A 20,006-nucleotide genomic window follows, 5' to 3' on the forward strand; every position below is an offset into this window, starting at 1 on the left:
CCCCTCCGCCGTGGCTGAGTCCGTGTCGCCATCGCCCAGGCGACTGACGGACGACGCCCCGGTGACCGCCACCGAGCGGGCCGCGGCCTCCCGCGCGGAGGGGTTCCCCGGAACTGGCGTCTGGTGTCCCCGACGATGACCGGCACTTGCGGACCGGTCACCTCATGCACCCGCCAGGCGGCCGGGCGTCCTCACCGGAGCGTCCGGCCGCAGCACCTCTCCTCGTGAGCGGGGGCTTGCGCGTGCGGTGTGCCCCCCACGGCGGTGGAGGTCACAGAGGGCCATACAGCCAGTTGCCGCGGGCTTCGGCGTCCTCGCTGGTGAAGTACTCGGTCACGGCGGTGCGGATCTCCTCGGGGCCGAGGGCGCCGTCACCGTTGAGGTCGAGTGCGGCGAAGGCGGTCGCCATGTCCTTGGTGCTGCCGCCGCTCACGGCCTGGCCGAGCAGGGTGTATTCGTCGAGGGTGATCAGGCCGTCGTTGTCCCTGTCGCAGATGTCCAGGCAGGCGGCGACCACGTCGTGGAGGGCGGAGATCAGCGCGGACTCCTGGGAGGCGATGGCTCCGCGGACGCCGCGCTCGTACTCGGTGGAGCTGATCAGTCCGTTGCCGTCGTCGTCCATGTGCCGCAGGTGCTGGTCCCAGATGACAGCGAGGGCGTCCCTCAGCCGTTGCACCTTCTCCGGCTGGGTGGGGACTGAGCCGGCCAGACGGTCGGCGATGGCCGTCAGGTCCTGCTCGTTGAGGGAGCCGTCCTGGTCGGCGTCGAGGAAGGTGAACATCCGGTGGAGCTTGATGCTCAGCACTGAGCTGTCGATGGTCATGGCTCGCTGTGTCTCCGCTCTTCGAGGCGCTCGCGCCGGCGAACACCGGGCAGTGGCAAGGTGGTTGACGGGGCCGTCACGGCGATCGGCTCCAGGGCGCTGCCTACCCATGGGCAGGAGGCAGCTCGCCTCGCGAAGGGTGTTTCATCCGTAGGAATGAACCGCTGGTCCGTGTGGCGTAGCAGGGGGCATCGCCTGGGGACGGTGAGGGGGACCGGCGGCTCCGGGCCAGGGCCGCCCCCACCGGTTCCAGCACGTGCCGAAACCCGGTCGAACATGCTCCAGAGTGTGTATGAGGAACAGCCATGACACCCGTACCGCCGGCCCGTGATCCGGCCCCCGTGCTCGTCATCCCCTCGATCGTTCTGCCGTTCGAGCCGCCGCCGTGCCGTGCGGACGCGGGCGCCTTGCGGGATGCCGCGATCGGCTGGGCCGAGCGGCACGGCCTGATCGGGCTGCGAGGCCGGGCCAGACTGCAGAAGTCTTCCCTGCTGGGCCTGGGAGTGGCCCTGGCAGGTCCGGCGCCGCTGCCCGGTGCGGCGGTGCTGATGGACTGGTTCCTGTGGGCGCTGGCACTCGACGACCGGGTCGACGACGGACCCTGGGGTGAGGACGGAGCGCTGGAGCGCTTCTCCGCCGAGGTCGAAGACATCGTGAGCCGGGACAGCGGCCCAGGCAGCCGCGATCCGATGCTGCGCGCTCTGGCAACCGATCTGTGGCCACGTACCCGGAGCCTCGGTGACACGGCGTGGCAGGCACGATTGCGCCGAGATCTCCTGCGCCATCTGCGGGCCCAGCAGGCATTGGTACGGATGCGGGAGCGCGGAGTGACCTGCACCGTGGCCGAGTACAAGGAGCTGCGGCGCGACGCGTTCGGCGCGTTGCTTTTCTTCGACCTGATCGAAGCCGCGGACGGCGCCGTCCAGTCCACCGAACCGTGCGGCGAGGGCTGTTGGCACGAGCTACGGGCTCTCGCAGCCGATGTGATCGCCTGGACCAACGACATCCACTCCGTCGCGAAGGACCTCGTCCACGACGATCCCTTCAACCTGGCATTGCTGCTCGCCGGGGAACATCGCGCCCCATTGCAGCAAACTCTGGACGCGACTCGCGACATGATCACCGCGGCCGCCGACGACTTCAGCGCCCGCGCACTCTGCCACCTCGCCCACCTGCCACCGTCCGGTCCTGATGTCACAGTGCAGGCAGCCTGGATCGGACGGCTCGAACAGGCGATGCGTGCCTCCGCCGACTGGCACGCCGACGTCTCCCGCTACCACCTGCAGGCCAGCGGCGGCACCGACGCCGGCGCCGTGGACACCTCGCTGACGCCGCCCACACTGAAATCGCGGGCCTTCGAGACCGACCCCTATCCGCTGTACCGGTGGCTGCGCGACACCCTGCCGATCGCCTACGACGAACCCACCGACACCTGGCTGCTGAGCCGCCACGCGGACGTACACGCAGCCTTGACCGATCCCCGGTTCAGCAACGACAACTACACCTGGCAGATCGCCCCGCTGCTGGGCCACAGCATCGTGTCCATGGACGGCCAGGAGCATGCCGTGCACCGCGCGCTGCTCACACCCGCCTTTCGCAGCCGGGCCTTGGCCGTCCTCCAGAAGTCCATCACCGAAGTCACCACAGACCTGGTGACGCGGCTCAGCGGCCGTGAACAGGTCGACCTGGTAGCCGAGTTCACCACCCCCCTGCCGATCCGGGTGATGGCCCGGGCCCTGGGCCTGCCTGCCGACACACCCGAGCAGGTCGCCCGGCTGAAACGCTGGTGCACCGTGGGCTTCGCGTACATGGGCAACTACCGTCAGGACCCGGGACTGTTGACCCACGGCCTCGCCAACCGGGACGACTTCTACGACTACCTCCAGCCTCACCTTGACGCCCGGCGGGCCCGCCCCGGCGACGATCTGATCTCCGCCCTGCTGACCGCGACAGTCGACGGCCGACCGCTTTCGGAGCAGTACGTCCGCGGGTGCTGCGCGATCCTGATGACCGCGGGCAGCGAAACCAGCCACGGCACGCTCGCCAACCTGATAGCCAATGTCCTGGACGTCCCCGGCCTCCTGAACGCGGTACGCACCGACCCTTCCGTGATCGACCTCGCGCTCGCCGAGACCCTGCGTCGCGACCCCGCCCTGCAGTTGGTGCTCCGGCAGACTCGCGAAGCTGTCGATCTGCCCTCCGGGGCCGTGCCGGCGGGTGCCACCGTCGCCTGTCTGATCGGCTCGGCCAACCGCGACCCCCGACGCTTCCCGGACCCGGACGCTTTCGCACTGCACCGCGCCGACGACCGCCTCGACCGGGAGTACGGCGGCGCAGCAAGCCACTTCGCCTTCGGCGCGGGCCGGCACTTCTGTCTCGGATCACACCTGGCCCGCGCCGAGATCACCACCGGTCTGAGGCTGTTGGTCGCGCAATACCCCCGCCTTCGCTGGGCAAGCGGCTTCCGCCCCGTACCGGCCGGCTTCCTCAACCGCTGCCCCAGCCGATTGGAGGTGACCCTGTGACCGGCACCGAGCGCGCGGCGGCCGAGGGCTACGCCGGCAGCTACGTCGCCCACCACGTCCCCGGAGAACACGCCCGCCTGCGCACCTTGGAGGCCGCCTTCGACCCGGCGACCTTCCGGGTGCTCGGCCGTCTCGAACTGCCCGCGGACGCACACTGTCTCGACCTGGGCGCCGGAGCCGGGTCGGTCGCCGCCTGGCTGGCCGCCCGTCACCCACTCGGACAGATCACCGCCACCGACACGGACACCCGGTTCCTGCGCTTCCCACCCTTGACGCGGGTCCGGGTGCTCCAGCACGACGCCGTACGCGAGGACTTCCCGCCCGAGGCGTTCGACCTCGTCCACGCCCGCGCCCTGCTGTGCCACCTGCCCCAGCGTGAGGAACTGCTGCACCGGGCCGTCGGCTGGGTCCGTCCCGGCGGCTGGCTGGTCATCGCGGACCTCTCCGTCCGCCCCGTCGACGCCTCCGCGCATCCTCTGTTCAGGAAGGTCACCCGCGCTGGCGAAAGGCTTCTCGCCACGACGGTCGGGTCCGACCTGCGCTGGGCCGACACTCTCGCGGCCCGGTTCACCGAGCTCGGCCTGGCCATGGTCGAGTCCTCCACCGCCCCGGGCACCGTAGGCGATCGCAGTGCGACCGACGCCTTCTGGACGGCGACATTCGACCAAGCCACTCCCGCCTTACTGGAACAGGGCCTTCTCACCCGCCAGGACATCGAGAACATGCGGGCGCTCCACCGCAGCCCCTCCTTCACCGACACCGGCATCAGTCTGATCTCGGTCAGTGGCCGCAAGGCCGCGCCCGGCCGGGTTTGCCGGTGACCCGCGATCTGAGCAGCACCGCCCCGCTCGCACCGACCACGAGTGGTCCGAGGCATGTCCCGCGCTCCGGTGCGGACGCATCCGGGGAAACGATCGGCGAGTTGGGCCGCGGTGCCCTGTCGGCGACCGGCAGCCGAGACCGACAGTCTCCGTCAGCCGGGTGCGTGTCCGTTGTCGAGTGCGTCGGCCGTGCGGCCGCCGGGCCGGGGGAGGGGAAGGGCTGGCCGCGCCTTCTCCCGGCGCAACGCATGGGCAATCGCGCGTGCCTCGACGCCCGCTTGGCGAAGGACACCCGTGAGGGGGTTGGTGTATCCGGTGAAGTACAGGCGCGGGGCCGCGGGGTGGCTCTGCCCGCCTACGGCGAGGGGCTGTCCGGCGTCGTCGAGTACGCCCAGGATTCCCACCAGGTCGTGCAGGTCGGACCGGAACCCCGTGGCGGCGATGACCGTGTCGGGTCGCAGCCGGGTGCCGTCGGCCAGCACCACGTCCGGGCCGTCGAACGCCTCGACGGCCGCGACCGGCTCGACCCGGCCGGACAGGACGGCGTCCACGAAGCCGTGGTCGAGCACCGGGTTGACCCCTTCACGGACATTGCGGGTGTACAGACCGGTGCGGGGCCGGGGCAGTCCCCGTGAGGTCAGGTCGGGCACCGCGAGACGTTGCGTGAGCAGGGAGGTGCGGTCACGCCACGCCAGTGGGAGGACCTCCGTCAGCCGGCCGGCCGCATGCCATCGTGCGCTGGAGCGGGGCAGGATGTTGGGTGGGGTGCGAACTGAGATCCGTACCCGTGCGGCTCCGGCCCCGGCCAGGACGCTCGCGATCTCGGTACCGCTGTTGCCGGCGCCGACCACCAGCACGTCCCGCCCCCGGTAGGCGCCCGGAGAGCGGTACTGGGCCGAGTGCAGCAGGGTTCCGGTGAACGTCGAAAGCCCCGGCCAGCGCGGAGTGTCGGGCGTGTGGCAGCGGCCGGTGGCCACCACGACCGCACCAGCGGGTACCGGACCGTCGGCAGTGTGCACCAGCCAGCGTGCTCTCGAACCCGGCTCGGCCTGTTCGATGCGCTGCACCGGGGTGTTCACCCGGACATCGAGTCGGTGATGGGCGACGTAACGCTCCAGGTAGCGCACATAGTCGTCCCGGCTCACCCAGGGACCCGCCTGGCGCGGCACCGGAAGGCCGGGAAGTTTCGACATGCCGGGAGTGGTGTGGAGGCGCAGGTGGTCATAGCGCTGCGCCCAGCTCGCTCCCACGCGGTCCGACCGTTCCAGGATCACGGTCGGCTCGCCGGAGCGGTTCAGCAGTGCGGCGGCCGCCAAGCCGTGCGGACCGGCTCCGATCACGATCGTGGGAGCGCTGAAGTGTCGCTGTGGTGTGGGGGACATCGCCTCCTACAACGGCAGACTACGGGGTACGTCACGGCCAACTCCCAGATGTTCAGCAGGGAGTGACTGTCGTTACACCGGCGGTGCCGATTCGTTGGTCACCGGGCAGCAGACGTTGCGCGAGAGTTCGGTCGTCCCGAGAGCCGGCCCGCAAGGGACTGGGGCGGCGCCGCCTTCACTCGCGGGTCCCTGAGGGGCATGAGCCGTGCAGGCCAGCAGAGTATGAGCCTGCGCGGCCGCGGCCTCCGTGGGGCTCTCTCCGAAACGGCTCGCTCCACCTGTCCGATTCCTTCGAGGGGTTCATGTGCACGCAGTAACGACGCGCCCCCGGCCACGGCTGCGGATCAGCGGAGTCCGCAAGGCGTACGGCGGCCGGCAGATCCTGCGCGAGGTGGACCTTGACGTGTCTGCCGGGACGCTGGTGGGAATCGTCGGCGAGAACGGTGCGGGCAAGAGCACTCTGCTGCAGATCGCAGTAGGCCACCTCGCACCCGACCGCGGCACCGTGACACGGACCGGAGCAGTGGGGTACTGCCCGCAACAAGCGGTACTCAACGACGCGTTCACCGTCGAACAGCATCTGCGGTTGTTCCAGAGGGCCTACCGGCTGGCCACACTGGAACGGGCCGGCGAGCTGATGGAGCTGCTGGCGATGACCGCCTGCCGACGACAGCAGGTCGGCGAACTCAGTGGTGGAACGCGGCAGAAGCTGAACCTGCTGATCGCTCTTATGCACGATCCACACCTGCTGGTCCTGGACGAGCCCTATCAGGGCTTCGACTGGGACACCCACCAGCGGTTCTGGGCCCTGGCCGCCGCCCTGCGCGATCAGGGCCGGTCGATCATCGTGGTCTCTCACCTGCTGCACGACGCACACCACTTCGACGCGATCGCGCATCTGCGCCAGGGCCGTCTGCACTTCGAGGAGACCGAGTGCTGAAACCCACCTGGACGGCCTTCACCGAGCTCCTGCGCTGCACTCTGCTGGGCCACCTGCGCAACCGGCTGGCCCTGGCCTTGGCAGTCGCGTTCATTCCCGTCTGGGTCGCGGTGGCACGCCTGTGCACATCCGACCAAGTGGTGCGCATCCGGCTGGACGCCATCAGCGTCCCTGTCTCTGCTCCGGCCAGCCAGCTGGGCCAGGTGGCCAGCGCGCTGGGCGCCGTCACCATGGTCGCCGGCTTCATCACTTTCACGGAGACCTTCCAGTCCCGTCAGATGGACCGCCGTCTGCTGCTGGCCGGCTACCCCCGGCTGCCGATGCTGCTGGCCAAGCTCACTGCCATCGCCCTCACCGCCGTCGCGCTGGCCCTTTACACCACGATCCTGCTGTGGGCTTCCCTGCCCGTACGCCACGCAGGCCCCCTGGGGCTGGCCCTCGCGGGCGCCGGCCTCGCCTACGGCGGCATCGGGCTTCTCCTCGGCTCTCTGGTCCGCGGCGAGCTGGAGGGCTTCTTCCTGATCATCATGCTCAGCCTGGTCGACACCGGTCTGCAGAACCCCGTCTTCAACACACTCATGGATGTGGCAGGCGTGTCCGCGCTCCCTCTGTACGGCGTGAACCAGCTGGCGCTGAGCTCAGCCCTCACCCCCCAGACTCCCTGGTCCCACGGCCTGCTCTCCCTCGCCTGGTCCGCAGCAACCGGGGCCCTGGCCCTGCTCGTCCTCCACCACCACCGCCCTTCCCGCTCCTCGTGGTCCCGCCGGACGAGAGCCGACACAGAGTGATCACGACGAAGACGGAACCTCCGAGTCCAGGCGCCGCCGATGACGGCGGCTGTCGCGCTGCCCCGTACCCAGGGGCCGGACGTCTTTGATCTCCGTCCTGACCATCGGGTGCCTGTGGAACTGTTCAGCGATGCCCTTGGTGTGCACAGCCGTCTGGCACCCGGCGGGCCGGAGCACCCCCGCTGAACAGGACACGGCCCTTGGCGGTCGTTTCTGCCGGAGACGAACGTCGTGCGCCCGGGGCGACCCGCGCGCGGGTGGCCTGCACCGTTCTCGTGAACAAAGCCCGTCTGGTCGACGACGAGGGCCTGGAGGCGGGCGGCCACGGCGTCCAGGTCGAGTGCGGCCAGGGTTGGCCGGCGACCATGCCACCCGCACGCGAGGGCGGTATCGGAGTCGGCTGAGCCTTCAGCGGTTGTCGTGGAGCTCCTGGTGCATTTGGGGCTGGTCGTCCTGGTCGTGAGTGAGGGCGTAGCGCTCGACCTGATTGAACGCCTTCGACGCCACGCCGAGGATCTCGTCGTGGGGGTTGACCCCGACTGCCTTCTTCGCGCTGCCGCCGCCCATGCCGCCGACAGTACTGCTGAAGAGGCTGTGGATGGCCGCGGCGGGCTTGGCCGCCAGGTCGACGGCGCTCTTGGGGATGCCGGCCATGTCGGCGTACTTGTCCGTGAACGCGGTGCGGACCATGGCGATGAAGGGCTCGTAGAAGCCAGGCGGGAGCATCTTCTCCTTGTAGAACTTCAGCGCCTGCGCGGTCATGACATTGCAGTCCTCGCCCGGCTGCCACTCCTTTTCCCGCATGATGCTCCAGATCCGGTCGCCCAGGTCGACGTCCTTGGGGATCAGCCACTTCTCGGGGGTGCCGAGGTAGTGGTTGATGTAGTGCCAGGCGTTCACGAAGCCCTGCGCGTCGTCGTGCGCCACATGGACGCCGAGGTTCTTCATAGCCTGGAGGATCTGAACGCTGAAGACGCCGATGGCGCCGGTGGTGTACTTCTGGGAGACGGGCTCGCCCCACTTGGCGTCCCACTGGCCGCTCTTCTTGTGCAGCTGGCGGACGGAGGCGTGGACCAGGCGTACCTTGGTCACGGTCGCCGCCAGGGTGCCGTTGCGCAGGGCGTCCTTGTCACCCATGCCGATGAACAGGCGCGAGGACTGCGACAGCCGCCGGCCGGGACCGTCCACGCCGCCCAGGCGCCCGGTGGTGCGCAGGGTGTAGGCGCCGGTCGGGGAGAGGTAAGTGCCGATCAGGCCGACGGTGCCCTGCAGCATGGAGGCCACGCCGTGGTGGTGAGCGAAGAAGGCTTCCGCGGCCTTGACGTCGGCCTCGCTCCAGCCGGGCGGCTGTTCGGAGGCATCGTGCAGGAACTGCGCGAGCCGTTCTGGAAGGTTGGACAGCTCGTCCATGGGCATGCGGGGCTTGAGTGTCCCGATGGTGCGGAACAGGCCGTTGACGCCGTCGACCTCCCTGTTGTCGATGAGATCGGACACCAGCGCGTCCGCAGCCGGGTCTCCCTCCTGGTTTGCGGCCTCCATCTCGGCTTCCACGGTCTCAGCCGTCAAGGTCACAGCTCACTCCTCTCGACGCACCCACGGGGATGCGGCGCTGACCGGACCGAACCCCCCGGCGCGCCACACAGTTGATCTTCACCACTGCAGTCCGAGACCGAAATGCCACGAAGGAGTGACGAAGATGCACACCGGGGGCGTAACCAGGGGCGCACGACCGTGCCGATGACTGCGACCTGATGTCGGTGCGGTTCCTCGGCCTTCTGGACGACGGCGACGACCTCACCAGCCGCAAACCCCTGGCCCGGCCACGTCACCGCCGGGGCGGTGCTCGTCGGCCCCGACGGCCGCATCCTGCACCATCTCCGCAACGCGATCCAGAAGTGGCCGTCGAGCCGTACGCCAATCCGAACACCCCTCCCTCATTCGGAGTCATTCCGGGGCGGGCTCTTTTTGCAGTCGACCGTAGGGGCAGGGACGTCGACGACAGATACCCCCGGCAGATGCCGCTCGACGAAAGGGACCGTCCATGCGCAAGATCGCTCTCCTGCTCGGTTTGGCTCTCTCCACAGGCGTGGCTGCGGCCGCCCCGGCCGCAGCCAATGGCCCCGGCTACCCCCCGAGCAACCAGGCGGTGATCATCAGCAACGCATCGACCGGCTTCTACCTGCAGACCGACACTCAGAATGAGAACCGGCCGCAGTACGTCCAGGTGTGGTACCCCTGGCCGCTGGCCAATGAGGGCTCGGGGTCGGTCTGGCGACTCAAGCAGAAGTACGGCGACCACTACGTCATCGAGACCGAACCGATCAAGAACCCGACCCCGGCCTGTCTGACGGTGCCGGACAACGCGAAGGACAACGGCCCGCTGACCGTGACCGACTGCAACGGCGGTCCGGCACAGGACTGGATCGTCCGCGAGGACGGCACCTCCGAGACCTACACCATCACTCCGGCCGGAGCGAACTTCCGGCAGTGGGCAATCACTTCGCAGTCGCAGAACTACCCCAACCCTGATGTGTACGTGACCCTCAAGCACTTCACCGGAACCAACGCGCCCACCAACATGCGCTGGAAGATCGACCCGAGGTCGGCCGCCTGACCTCCCGGTCAACGAAGGCCGACAGGCGCGGCGGCCCCGCGCGGCTGCTGCGGACCTGCGCCCCTGGGAGAAGCCGACAGAGCCGGATCTGCTGACACCGCTGACCCTCTGACGGCGGCAACCTGATTTCTGCTGATCGGCGGGGCTGGTGTGCTGTCCCGGGGAAGTGCTCGCGCTGCTCTGGGTGGAGATCGGTAGCGCGTGATCGTCTGTCACGGGTGTCCTCTGCGGTTCTCGGGCAAGATCCTTGGCCTGTTGCGTAGGTTCCGCGGCGGGAGGGGTCTTCATCGCGGATGCGTTGACGTGGACGATCGAGCAGCGGGTGCAGCTGGCAGAACGCGCTGAGAACTGCTGCGCAAGGAACTGGCCGAGATCGAGACGCGGGTGACCAGGCTGGAAGCCGCCGAAGTGGCGTGCGGGCAGTGGGCCGAGAGAACCGACTGCGGGCGGGACCGTCGGGCTTTGTGTCGCCGGAGCCGGAGCCGGAGCCGGAGCGGGTGGCCGGGCAGGGTTGCCAGCGCCGACCGGCGGCGGCCGTCACGTTGGTGGTCGGCGCAGCGGCACGACGTTATCGGCGGATGAATCCGTCCGCTGATCACCGTCGTAGATGAGCACGGCGCTGGCGAGGGTGAGTCTGGTTACCAGCTGGCGGAGCTCTTCGATCTCGGCTCTCTGTCGGGCGACGTTCTCCTTGAGCTTGGTGACGGTTTCCCGCAAACGTCTTTCGGGCGCCGGCGTCTGCCGGATCTCGGTGCGTACTCGTTCGTAGAACTCCTTCTTCGGGTCGGTGTGCCGTTTGAGGAGGGCCATGCGGTGTACGCCTGCTTCGGCGGCGAGGGCAACTACGGTGAGGCTGCCGTTGGAGGCGGTGGCCTGCCCGGCCGGGAGACGGTCCATGGCCTGGCGAATGCGGGCGCGCTCGTCTTGGTGCTGGTCGTTCATGTGAGGGCCTTGGCAGTCGTACTGCCTTGGAGCTGTGACGCCGGGCACCGGCTCGCACAGAGCGTTGGCGTGCTTGAACGCGCAGATCAGGAACGCGTCGGGAGTCAGGGCCCTGCGGGCGGCGGGACCGGGAATCTTCTCGCCGGCCGCAGCGTGGTCCCGCAGCCGCGCGGCGGTGCCGGCGGCGGCCAATGCCGTTTCGACGTCGAGGATGGCGTGGGTGCCGCGGGAGCCGTAGCCGCTGGAGGTGCGTGCGTCCAGGACGGTGCGCATGTGGCCGTTCTGACCGTGATGGGCCTGGCCGGCGGCGCCGGTACGACTGTCACGGCCGAGGAACTGATCGCCTTCTGCGCCGACCGGCTGGACCGCCTCAAGAAGCCGCGCTCGGTCGACTTCGTGCCCGAACTGCCTTACAACTGCAACGGCAAGCTCGACCGCAAGACCGTACGCGAACCCTTCTGGGCGCACACCGCCCGCCGCGTCAACTGACCCCACCCCGTTCGGAGCCCCTCCCGTGACCTTCTCCCTCCACCCCGCCCGCGCACTGCCGAACTCGTCGACCGCCTGGCGACTACCTCGACGGTGAACTCGCCGAGTACGGACGAGAGCGCGGCCTCACCCCCGGCAGCTTGCTCACCCGCGCCGACCTCGAACCGGTCTGGCGCCGCAGCCGCGAACTGGGCTTCTACGGCATCCACCTGCCCGGGGAGTACGGCGGCCAGAACCTCACCTACACCCAGCTCGCCGCCCTCAAGGAGGAGATCGGCGCCAGCGGGCGCGTCCTCGGCCACAGCGTGCTCGGCGACATGGGCGGCCCCCTGCGCGCGGGCGACATCCTCCAGCACGCCGGCGAGCACCAGTTGGACAAGTACCTGCTGCTACTCATCCGCGGCGAGAGGACGTGCTGCTTCTCCCTGACCGAGACCGACGCCGGCTCCGACGTCCGCTCCATGCACACCGTCGCCGTACGGGACGGCGACGGCTACCGGCTCACCGGCCACAAGGTCTTCTCCTCCGCCGGCCCCTTCGCCGACTTCGCGATCGTTGTCGCCCGCATGGCCGGCACCGGAGAGCAGGAGGGTGACAAGCCGCAGTTCTCCGCGTTCCTCGTCGACCTGGACAACGGTCTGTTTGAGCTTGACAACGATCGCCGGGCTTCAGCCCGATGCGGGCGACCTCCTGGCCAGTTCGTTTGAACTTCGACAATCCCGAGCTGATCAGGAGGCCCTGCTTTCATGCGCGCCCCACCGAAAGATCACCCAGCCGCGTGGGCGCACTCGAATCGATGTCCACCGTGATCGGTACGACAACGGCTTCTGAGCTTGATCATTAACCTCGCTGCTGTTTCAGGCGGGCATGTTCGGTGAGGGTTTCGATTCGTTTCACGGTCTTTCCAGGCTCGTGACGCGGGGCTGACCTGCGGTTCTTCGAGCCGAGTGGGCGTCCCGGCCCTGGCTTGGAGGGTCTGGGCACGTCCGCGGGACGGGCGATCTTCACGCGGAGGTGGCGGAACCCCCGACGGACCCGGGCAGGGGTGAGCCGGCGAGGCTGCGCCGGCCGCTCCCAGGGCCGACGGAGATCCTCGGCGAGGGGCCGGGCAAGGCGGAGTTGGGCGTGGGCGGCGATGATCAGCCACGTCCACAGGTCGGCCGTGTGCGGATCGCGGACCTTGGGGACGGTCCAGCCCAGGGTCTGCTTGAACAGCCGGAAGGTATGTTCAAGATCGAATCTGCGGAGGAACGCCTGCCAGCGCAGGTTGACGTCCTGGCCGGTCATGCCGGTGCGCGAGGACCACAGCCAGACCGGCTTCGGGTCGCGGTCACCGGGCAGGTGCTCGACCCTCAGCCGGATCAACGTGCCATGGATCAAAGGGAGTTCGCCGCAGTGATCCAGCCAGGGGCCGCGGGCCTGCAGGCGGGGGTGCATCCGGTCCCAGGCGAGAACCTCGGCCGTGCCGTAGCGGGTGCTGTCGCAGGTCGTGGCCTGGTCGGGGGTGTGCCAGGACTCCGGCTTGGAGAAGGTGAGGACACCGCCGTGCTTGCGGGGCTGCCCGCCACGCGGGGTGGAGTGACGTGGTCCGGCGTCCCGGAGCATGACCCGGTCCGAGCGCAGCCGGCCGACCAGCTCGACGGGCAGGTCGGCCAGGACGTAGGCGAGGCGGGTGACGTCGTAGCCGGTGTCCATGACGACGAGGATGTCCGCGTCGCCCGGCCGCCACTGCCCGGCGTGCACCAGCCGGGTGATCACCTCCCGCAGCTGGGTGGCGGTCACCGCGGTGGCGTCGTCGGCCGGCCCCAGCCGGATCGCGTCCAGCACGGCCGTCCAGGACGTGCGTCCCGTCTCCAGCGCGGCGACGAAGGAGTAGGGCCAGCCGGGGATAAACTGATCCGCGCTGCGGCCCCGCCCGTAGACGTGGCAGAACAGCAACTCCGGGCTGGTGGGGGCGTCGGGACGCAGCCAGTTGCTGACATCCACCGCGAGCACGATCCGCCCGTCGGCGGCACGCGGCAGCGGAGTGGAGGCCAGCAGCCTGCGCAGGCGGCGCGGCTCCAGCCAGCCGTGGTTGAGTGCGTCGTACATCGCCCCGTGCCCGCGCCGGTGCTCTGCCGTGAGCGTCAACTCGACCAGCGACGTCACGGGGCCGTCCGAGCACAGCACCGCGTCGGTGAGCTCGAAGAGCGCATCCGCCCGGGTGTAGAGGCAGTCGTAGAACTGGACACGAAAGTGGGACAGGACACCCAACGCGGCGTCAGCGGACTGTTCAGCGGCGAGACTCTTCACCAGCGGCCGTTCCTTCATGCGACGTTGCTCGACACCTCGAAGCGTGAAGAACGGCCGCCCTGCTGTCCCGGGAACGGACCAAGATCAGCGGGTCAGGTGAACGGCCGAGGTTAAACACCAAGCTGAGATGCGGGTCATGAGTCTTCTGGTGAGTTGGCCATCGGGGTTCTGATCACCAGGGAGGGAGCCCCAGCTGCCGCAGCCGGTGAGCACCGCCTCCTTGCGTGAAGTATCCCTGCCGATACCGGTCAGGAATGGACGAGAGCCAACGCGTTGTCAGCGCACTCAGTCAGGTTGAGCATCCGTTCGGCCGAAGTCATCCGGCAGTGATCGAGTCACGCCGCTGTACCAGCATTGATGGGACGGTTGCCCAGTGCCGTCCCGGACGGGGGTCTGACTCGTGAGATCTATGACCGAAGTGTCCAGTCACGGACCTGTCGACTGCCGTTACGGGATGCTGCCTGCCACCGAGCCACAGGGCGTGTCCCTATAGGGGCCTTGCCGAGTTCAGGCGCCATCACGGTTCAGACCGCCCATGCAGGCCGGTGCCATCCACCCAGCACGTCACCACGCGGGAGGCGAACCACCATGACGATCAGACAGCGCAGCACCTCCTCGAGCACGGACCCTCCCGTGCGGAGAGAGGTCGTCCTGGGCGTGGACACGCACGGCGAGGTGCATGTCGCCGCCATGATCTCCCCGTTGGGGAAGGTCCTGGGTACCGAGTCGTTTCCGGCCACGGCGGCCGGCTATCGGCAGCTTCTTGTGTGGGCCCGCAGAGCGGGGACGGTGCGCCGGGCCGGTGTGGAGGGCACCGGCACCTTCGGCGCGGGCCTGTCCCGCTACCTGCTGGCGCAGCAGGTCGAGGTATACGAGGTGAACAGGCCGGATCGCTCGGCCCGCCGGCTGCTGGGGAAGCCAGACCCGCTCGACGCGCAAGCCGCCGCGCGGGCCGTGCTCAGCGGTCGCGCCCGAGCCCGGGCCAAGTCTGGCGACGGTCCGGTGCACAGCGCCCGGATCTTCAAGCTCGCCAAGGACTCCGCGGTCAAGGCCCGTACGCAGGCGATCAACCAACTCAAAGCCGTCCTGGTCATCGCCGACCCCGCCCTGCGGGAACGGTTGTCGAGCCTGGGCAACGCCGAGCTGTTCCGCACCTGCGCGACCCTCAGCCCACCCGATGGCGGGGGAGACGAGGACGCGGCGGACCAGGCCACCCACCTGACGTTGCGCATGCTCGCCGAGCGCATCGAACAGCTCACCGGGCAGATCAATGAGCTGAACCAGCGACTGACCCGGCTCGTCGAACGTCACGCCCCACAGCTGCTCGTACCGGTGGGCATCGGTCCGGACAGCGCCGTCACTCTCCTGATCACCATGGGGGACAATCCCGAACGGCTGAACACCGAGGCGTCCTTTGCTGCCCTTTGCGGAGTCAGCCCCATCGAGTACTCCTCGGGCCGGCGGAGCACGCGCCGGCTCAACTACGGCGGCGACCGACAGGCCAACGCGGCCCTGCACCGCATCGTGTTCACCCGCCTGCGCCACGACCCGCGCACCCAGGCGTACTTCGAACGCCGCACCCAGGAGGGCAAGAACCCGACGCGAGATCGTCCGATGCCTCAAGCGATACGCAGCCCGCGAGGTCTTCAACCTGGTCAGACAGGTTTCCCGCACCCCCACGCTATAGGGGCGTCCGTGACACGACGAAGCCCCGCCGTCGCCGAAGATCTGGATCAGGCTGGTGAGGCAGGGCTGGCGGGTCTCGGTGAACACCATCGCGAAGATCATGGCCGAGCTGGGCCTGGTCGCGCAGAAGGTGCGCAGACGGCGGGGGCTGACCCGCCCGGGGAAGCGGCCGGCCGCCCCGGACCTCGTGCGCCGGCACTGCCGAGGCACCCGACCTGCTCTGGTGCGGGGACATGATGGAGATCGAGACCGGCGAGGCAAGCTGTACTTGGCCACGGTCATCGACCTCATCTCCCGGCGTCTTCTGGGCTACGCGACGGGGGCACGCCACGATGCCGAACTGGTCGGCCTCGACGACCCGTGGCGGAGACGTGCGCGGGCGTCATCTCTCACACGGACCCCGGGAGCGAGTACGCCTCACGGAGGTTCCGCCGGGCCTGCCGCCGGCTGGGCGTTTTCCAGTCCATGGGCCGGGTCGGATCTTGTTTCGACAATGCCGTCAGCGAGGCGTTCAACAGCGTGCTGAAGGTCGAGTACGTCCACCGGCACACCTTCGCCACCGCGCCGCGCCCCGGATCAAGATCGCGACCTGGATCACCGACTTCCACAACACCCGTCGGCTACACAGCGTGTGCCATTGGAATTGCCCGATCGACTACGAACACGACTACTAGTAGGACTCCGTTAGGTTGCTCTGGCTGTTGGGCTCGGGCTTGTGGCGGATGTTCTGGGCAGGGGGCGGTGGCAGGTGGTGCAGGTGCCGGTCCAGCAGTTCAGCAGGTCCTGGATGGCGTTGAGGATCTGGTAGAGGGTGAGCCCGCTGTATCGGCTTTTGGGGCCAGGCGCTGTTCGGTGAGGAAAGCGTGGGCGGCGGTGACCAGGGTGACGTGGTGCTGCCATCCCGCCCAGGAACGGCCCTCGAAGTGGTCCAGGCCCAGGCCGTGTTTGAGTTCCCGGTAGTCGTGCTCGATCCGCCAGCGGATCTTGGCCAGACGGACCAGCTCGGCGAGCGGGGTGTCGGCGGGCAGGCTGGACAGCCAGTAGTCGGTGGGTGCTTCGGCCTCCTCGGGCCATTCGGCCAGCAGCGTGACCTCGGGCAGGACGCCGTCCCAGCAGCCGTCGCGCGAGGCGGCGGCCTGGGCCAGGCGGCGGGACCGGACGCCGGCCGGCCGCACCCGCAGCGCCAGAAAACGCGAGCGCATCGGTCCGCGAGATCCTTCCCGCCAGGTGATCTCGGTGAACGCCTGCCGACCGTGACCGGCGACCAATACGGCCGCCGCGGACGGCTTGTCCCGGTAGCGGGGCTGCGGCCTGCGGCCGTTCCCGGACCACGCCGGGACGGTGGGCTGCACGTCGTGCGGGTGGACGCTCACGTCCGAACGGACGGCCACGACATAGCCGATGCCCCTGCTGGCCAGGCCCTCGCGGAAGTCGGCGTTCTGCCCGTAGCCGGCGTCGGCCACTACCAACGGCGGCACCAGCCCCCACCCGGCCAGCTCGTCGAGGGTGTCCAGGGCCAGACGCCACTTCTCCCGGTGCCCGACCTCATCGGGCACCTGGCAGCGACGCCGGCGTTCGGTGTCGCTGTCCCACTCCTTGGGCAGGAACAGCCGCCACTGAAGCGGGACGGAGGCAGAATCCGTGACCGCGTGCACGCTGACCGCCACCTGACAGTGGGCCTGCTTGCCCAAGGCCCCGCAGTACTGGTGCGCGACGGCGACCGACATCTTCCCGTCCTTGGGGAACGACACGTCGTCGATGGCCCAGGCATCCGGGCCGATCCGCGGCACCGTCCGCTGGGCGATCCGCCGCCGCACCGGCACCGGATCCCACGTCGACTGGTTCACGAACTGCTGCAGGTTCTGCTCGTTGCCGTCCGGCAGCCGCGAGGCCATGGCCTGGATGGACTTGCGCCGCCCGTCCACCATCAGCCCCCGCAGATAGCAGTCGCTCTTGGCCCGCTGATCCTTACGCGGCACCGAGGCGAACACATCAGCCACGAATAACGCCAACGTCGCCCGAGCACGGTTCACTTCATGTGCGTCCACACATCCACCATGCCGCTGAACACCACCGACAGAAAGACCTAACGGAGTCCTACTAGGCCCGTTTCACCGAGGAACTGGCTGCATAGGAAGGTCTCCACAATTCGAGGGGATTGACCCGCCGCGAGGAGACGCCGAACGGTACCCGTTGGTCGAGGCCCCCAGTGCGCTGGACGATGCACACCAGCCCATACGGGGGCATCACCGAGAGGTCCATGCACCAGCAAGACCTCCGACCTATCAAGCCAAGTAGTCGCATCTAGCGCTCTAAGGTCCTCAGGGTTACGGTTCTCTCGCGTAATCAATCCGATGTATCGGGAGCCCAGAGCATGAACGATTTCCCTCAGAGCGGTCGGCCCGTTCCCGCGTGGTTCACCGATGCCAAGTTCGGTATCTTCGTCCACTGGGGCGCGTACTCGGTGCCGGCCTGGGCCGAGCCCACCGGGGAACTCGGCGTCGTCGACCCCGACGTGTGGTTCAAGCACAACCCGTACGCAGAGTGGTACTGGAACACCATCCGGATCGAGGGCAGCCCCGCCCAGGAACACCATCGCACCACGCACGGCGGACGCCCCTACGACGAGTTCCTCGACGAGTGGAAGGCCGAGCTCTTCGACCCCGCGGACTGGGTGGAGCTGTTCGCCCGGGCGGGTGCGCGCTACGTCGTCCCGACGACCAAACACCACGACGGCATAGCCCTGTGGGACGCCCCGGGCACCGGAATTCGTAACACTGTCCACCGTGGTCCACGCCGCGACCTGATCGCTGACCTCGCCGCCGCTGTCCGAGCCCGCGACCTGCGGTTCGGCGTGTACTACTCCGGCGGCATCGACTGGTACGCCGGACGCAGGGACCCCGTACTCCACGAGGACCGGATGGACGAGGGGCGGCCACACGAGGCCGCATACGCCGCCTACGCGCACCGGCAGGTCATCGACCTCATAGACCGGCATTGCCCCGAGGTGCTGTGGAACGACATGGGCTGGCCCCGCGCGGGCCAGGCGGACCTGCCGGAGCTCTTCTCCCACTACTACGCCACCGTGCCGGAAGGCGTGGTGAACGACCGTTGGGACAACGCCCACGCCGACTACCTCACCTCCGAGTACGAGGCCGACCGGGCCAACGAGTGGGGAGCCTGCTGGGAGAACACCCGGGGTATCGGATTCTCCTTCGGCTACAACCAGGCCGAAGGACCCGAGCACCTGCTGGATCCAGCGGCCGCCGTCCGACTGCTGGTCGACGTCGTCTCACGCGGCGGGAACCTGCTGCTCAACGTCGGTCCGAAGGCCGACGGCACCCTCCCACAGGAGCAGCGCGCCGTACTGGAGGGCATGGCGTCCTGGATGGCCTGCCACTCCGAGGCCGTGCACGCGACCAGGCCACTGGAATCTGGCTCCGCCGATCCGCATGACGGCGTCCCCTGGGTACGCTGGACCCGCGACGAGCGACACATTTACGCCTTCGTGGCCGACGTTCCCGACGAGGCCGGCGGACGTGTCGTGCTGAAGACACGCCCTGGACTGCTGGATCCGGACACGGCAGAACGCCTGGACGGCGACACCGTCAAAGCCGAAGCCGGTCCGGAGGGCATCCACATCACGTCCGCCGGCCTCGACACGGCGCTGCCCACCGCGATCCGCTTCGCCACACGGTGACCGACTGCTGACCCGCTCAACGGGCGGGTTCAGGGGGGATCGTCCGGCTCCCCGCGTGAAGCGGCGTCATGGCCGGTGTCAGCCACCGCCGACGTCCGCTTCGGCCAGGGCGACGCCGAGGGCGGCAAGGACAATCCCGCACGGGGTCTTACGTCAAAGGACGGCGGCCGCCCCTCAACGCTCCCAACCCCCTCGCTTGTTTGCGCCTCTCCCCGTCATATTCGATCTAGCCCGCCAGCGGTCTGCTGATCTAGAAGATGACCCCGAGGGCCCGGGAGCACCCTCGGGGGCGTGTGGCACGCCCTCGACGTGGCTGAGGGCGGCCCGCACACCGCCATCAACGCGACGAGCGGCGAATCCGCCTTGGTCGTAACAGCTCAGGGCCCTGTTCGCCTGGCGATGGCAGCGCCGAAGTACAGCTGCCGCCTGGTCCGTGCAGCCAGCGATACAGGCCCCTGTCACCACCCCTTACGGCGCGGCGAAGGCCGCAGCGGGAACAGGGGTGTGCCTCGTGCACCCGGATCCCGCCGTCGCCCAGACCTCGCTGGTCATCGGCGACCGGCAGTCTGTGCACGTAGGCGTAGCAAGTTGCTGCCTGGCCGTGTCCGGTCCTGCGCTGGTCGTGTTGACCGGGTGTACGAAGTCTTCCCGGTCTCCGCAGCTGCGGACGGTGCGCGTCTGGGCGCTCTGCCTGTCGCTGCCGAGTTTCTGCGCCGGGTTTGTCGCGGGCCCGTCACGCCGATGCGTGCGGCGTCCTGCGCCGCGTCCGCGACGACCAGAGCCGTCCTTGTGACGTGACCTTGGGCTCGCGACTGGAGGACGGCACATCGAGACAGCCCATGCTCGGCAGGATCACTGCGTTGAGCGGGAGACCCAGAGCAAGAGCCGCAACCGGCAGGCGCAACTTCCTTGCTGAATCGCGCTCCACACGGGGTGACTCTTTGCCGATCGGAGGGCGGATAGCACTAGAAAGGCAAACAATGCGCGCGACATGCGGTCTATTT

The 20,006-nt window shown here is 68.8% G+C and carries 16 protein-coding genes and 2 pseudogenes; 11 read left to right on the plus strand and 7 right to left on the minus strand.

Features of this window, described 5'->3' with window-relative positions; genetic code table 11:
* Positions 1–271: 271 nt before the first annotated feature.
* Positions 272–823: an EF-hand domain-containing protein gene (locus C6376_RS30990; RefSeq protein ID WP_159083308.1), complete on the minus strand. Its 552-nt coding sequence runs from the start codon at positions 821–823 to the stop codon at positions 272–274.
* A 305-nt stretch (positions 824–1,128) separates the two neighbouring features.
* On the opposite strand from C6376_RS30990, the gene C6376_RS30995 reads away from it, so the two are divergent.
* Both C6376_RS30995 and C6376_RS31000 read left to right on the plus strand, forming a co-directional pair.
* Positions 1,129–3,348, plus strand: coding sequence for a cytochrome P450 (locus C6376_RS30995; protein WP_173985768.1), 2,220 nt, complete (start codon positions 1,129–1,131; stop codon positions 3,346–3,348).
* On the plus strand, positions 3,345–4,169 hold the full coding sequence (locus C6376_RS31000) for a class I SAM-dependent methyltransferase (protein ID WP_107446430.1): 825 nt from the start codon (positions 3,345–3,347) through the stop codon (positions 4,167–4,169). The genes C6376_RS30995 and C6376_RS31000 overlap by 4 nt, the downstream gene beginning before the upstream one ends.
* 152 nt (positions 4,170–4,321) lie before the next feature.
* On the opposite strand, the gene C6376_RS31005 is transcribed toward C6376_RS31000, so the two are convergent.
* Complete coding sequence (locus C6376_RS31005; RefSeq protein WP_107446431.1) at positions 4,322–5,551, minus strand: NAD(P)/FAD-dependent oxidoreductase; 1,230 nt, start codon at positions 5,549–5,551, stop codon at positions 4,322–4,324.
* A 304-nt stretch (positions 5,552–5,855) separates the two neighbouring features.
* Here C6376_RS31005 and C6376_RS31010 point away from each other — a divergent pair, with 304 nt between their 5' ends.
* From C6376_RS31010 to C6376_RS46225, 3 genes are all read left to right on the plus strand, one after another.
* A complete protein-coding gene (locus C6376_RS31010) occupies positions 5,856–6,491 on the plus strand; it encodes an ABC transporter ATP-binding protein (RefSeq protein WP_254076139.1) in 636 nt (211 codons plus the stop codon).
* Complete coding sequence (locus tag C6376_RS31015; RefSeq protein WP_254076140.1) at positions 6,485–7,279, plus strand: hypothetical protein; 795 nt, start codon at positions 6,485–6,487, stop codon at positions 7,277–7,279. The genes C6376_RS31010 and C6376_RS31015 overlap by 7 nt, the downstream gene beginning before the upstream one ends.
* A 275-nt stretch (positions 7,280–7,554) precedes the next feature.
* Positions 7,555–7,683 (plus strand): hypothetical protein, encoded by a 129-nt coding sequence (locus C6376_RS46225; protein WP_301554722.1) that lies wholly within the window; start codon positions 7,555–7,557, stop codon positions 7,681–7,683.
* Between the two features lie 4 nt (positions 7,684–7,687).
* Here C6376_RS46225 and C6376_RS31020 read toward each other — a convergent pair whose 3' ends face one another.
* Positions 7,688–8,851, minus strand: coding sequence for an oxygenase MpaB family protein (locus C6376_RS31020; RefSeq protein WP_254076141.1), 1,164 nt, complete (start codon positions 8,849–8,851; stop codon positions 7,688–7,690).
* A gap of 469 nt (positions 8,852–9,320) precedes the next feature.
* Between C6376_RS31020 and C6376_RS31025 the strand changes: the two genes are divergently transcribed.
* Positions 9,321–9,893, plus strand: coding sequence for an RICIN domain-containing protein (locus tag C6376_RS31025; RefSeq protein WP_107446432.1), 573 nt, complete (start codon positions 9,321–9,323; stop codon positions 9,891–9,893).
* Between the two features lie 537 nt (positions 9,894–10,430).
* Here the strand turns inward: C6376_RS31025 and C6376_RS31030 are convergent.
* Positions 10,431–10,835: a hypothetical protein gene (locus C6376_RS31030; RefSeq protein WP_055707196.1), complete on the minus strand. Its 405-nt coding sequence runs from the start codon at positions 10,833–10,835 to the stop codon at positions 10,431–10,433.
* A gap of 9 nt (positions 10,836–10,844) precedes the next feature.
* Positions 10,845–11,120: pseudogene (locus tag C6376_RS31035) on the minus strand (integrase); the annotation flags it as partial.
* Here C6376_RS31035 and C6376_RS31040 point away from each other — a divergent pair.
* Both C6376_RS31040 and C6376_RS31045 read left to right on the plus strand, forming a co-directional pair.
* On the plus strand, positions 11,109–11,324 hold the full coding sequence (locus tag C6376_RS31040) for a hypothetical protein (protein ID WP_254076463.1): 216 nt from the start codon (positions 11,109–11,111) through the stop codon (positions 11,322–11,324). The pseudogene C6376_RS31035 and the gene C6376_RS31040 sit on opposite strands and share 12 nt — an antisense overlap.
* Positions 11,325–11,464: 140 nt before the next feature.
* On the plus strand, positions 11,465–12,031 hold the full coding sequence (locus C6376_RS31045) for an acyl-CoA dehydrogenase family protein (protein WP_254076142.1): 567 nt from the start codon (positions 11,465–11,467) through the stop codon (positions 12,029–12,031).
* Positions 12,032–12,164: 133 nt separating this feature from the next.
* Here the strand turns inward: C6376_RS31045 and C6376_RS31050 are convergent, their stop codons facing one another.
* Entirely contained in the window at positions 12,165–13,577 is a 1,413-nt protein-coding gene (locus C6376_RS31050) for an NF041680 family putative transposase (protein WP_216825695.1), read from the minus strand.
* 729 nt (positions 13,578–14,306) lie between these two features.
* Between C6376_RS31050 and C6376_RS31055 the strand changes: the two are divergent.
* Together C6376_RS31055 and C6376_RS46535 are read left to right on the plus strand one after the other, a co-directional pair.
* Positions 14,307–15,188, plus strand: a pseudogene (locus C6376_RS31055) (IS110 family transposase); the annotation flags it as partial.
* Positions 15,189–15,381: 193 nt separating this feature from the next.
* Positions 15,382–15,828: a hypothetical protein gene (locus C6376_RS46535; RefSeq protein ID WP_367881061.1), complete on the plus strand. Its 447-nt coding sequence runs from the start codon at positions 15,382–15,384 to the stop codon at positions 15,826–15,828.
* A gap of 247 nt (positions 15,829–16,075) precedes the next feature.
* Here the strand turns inward: C6376_RS46535 and C6376_RS31070 are convergent, their stop codons facing one another.
* Entirely contained in the window at positions 16,076–17,350 is a 1,275-nt protein-coding gene (locus tag C6376_RS31070; protein WP_107446436.1) for an IS701 family transposase, read from the minus strand.
* Between the two features lie 326 nt (positions 17,351–17,676).
* On the opposite strand from C6376_RS31070, the gene C6376_RS31075 reads away from it, so the two are divergent.
* The gene (locus C6376_RS31075) at positions 17,677–19,002 is read left to right on the plus strand and encodes an alpha-L-fucosidase (protein ID WP_107446437.1); all 1,326 of its coding nucleotides are present in this window, start codon (positions 17,677–17,679) and stop codon (positions 19,000–19,002) included.
* Positions 19,003–20,006 lie beyond the last annotated feature (1,004 nt).

The organism is Streptomyces sp. P3 (genome assembly GCF_003032475.1).
Lineage (GTDB): Bacteria > Actinomycetota > Actinomycetes > Streptomycetales > Streptomycetaceae > Streptomyces.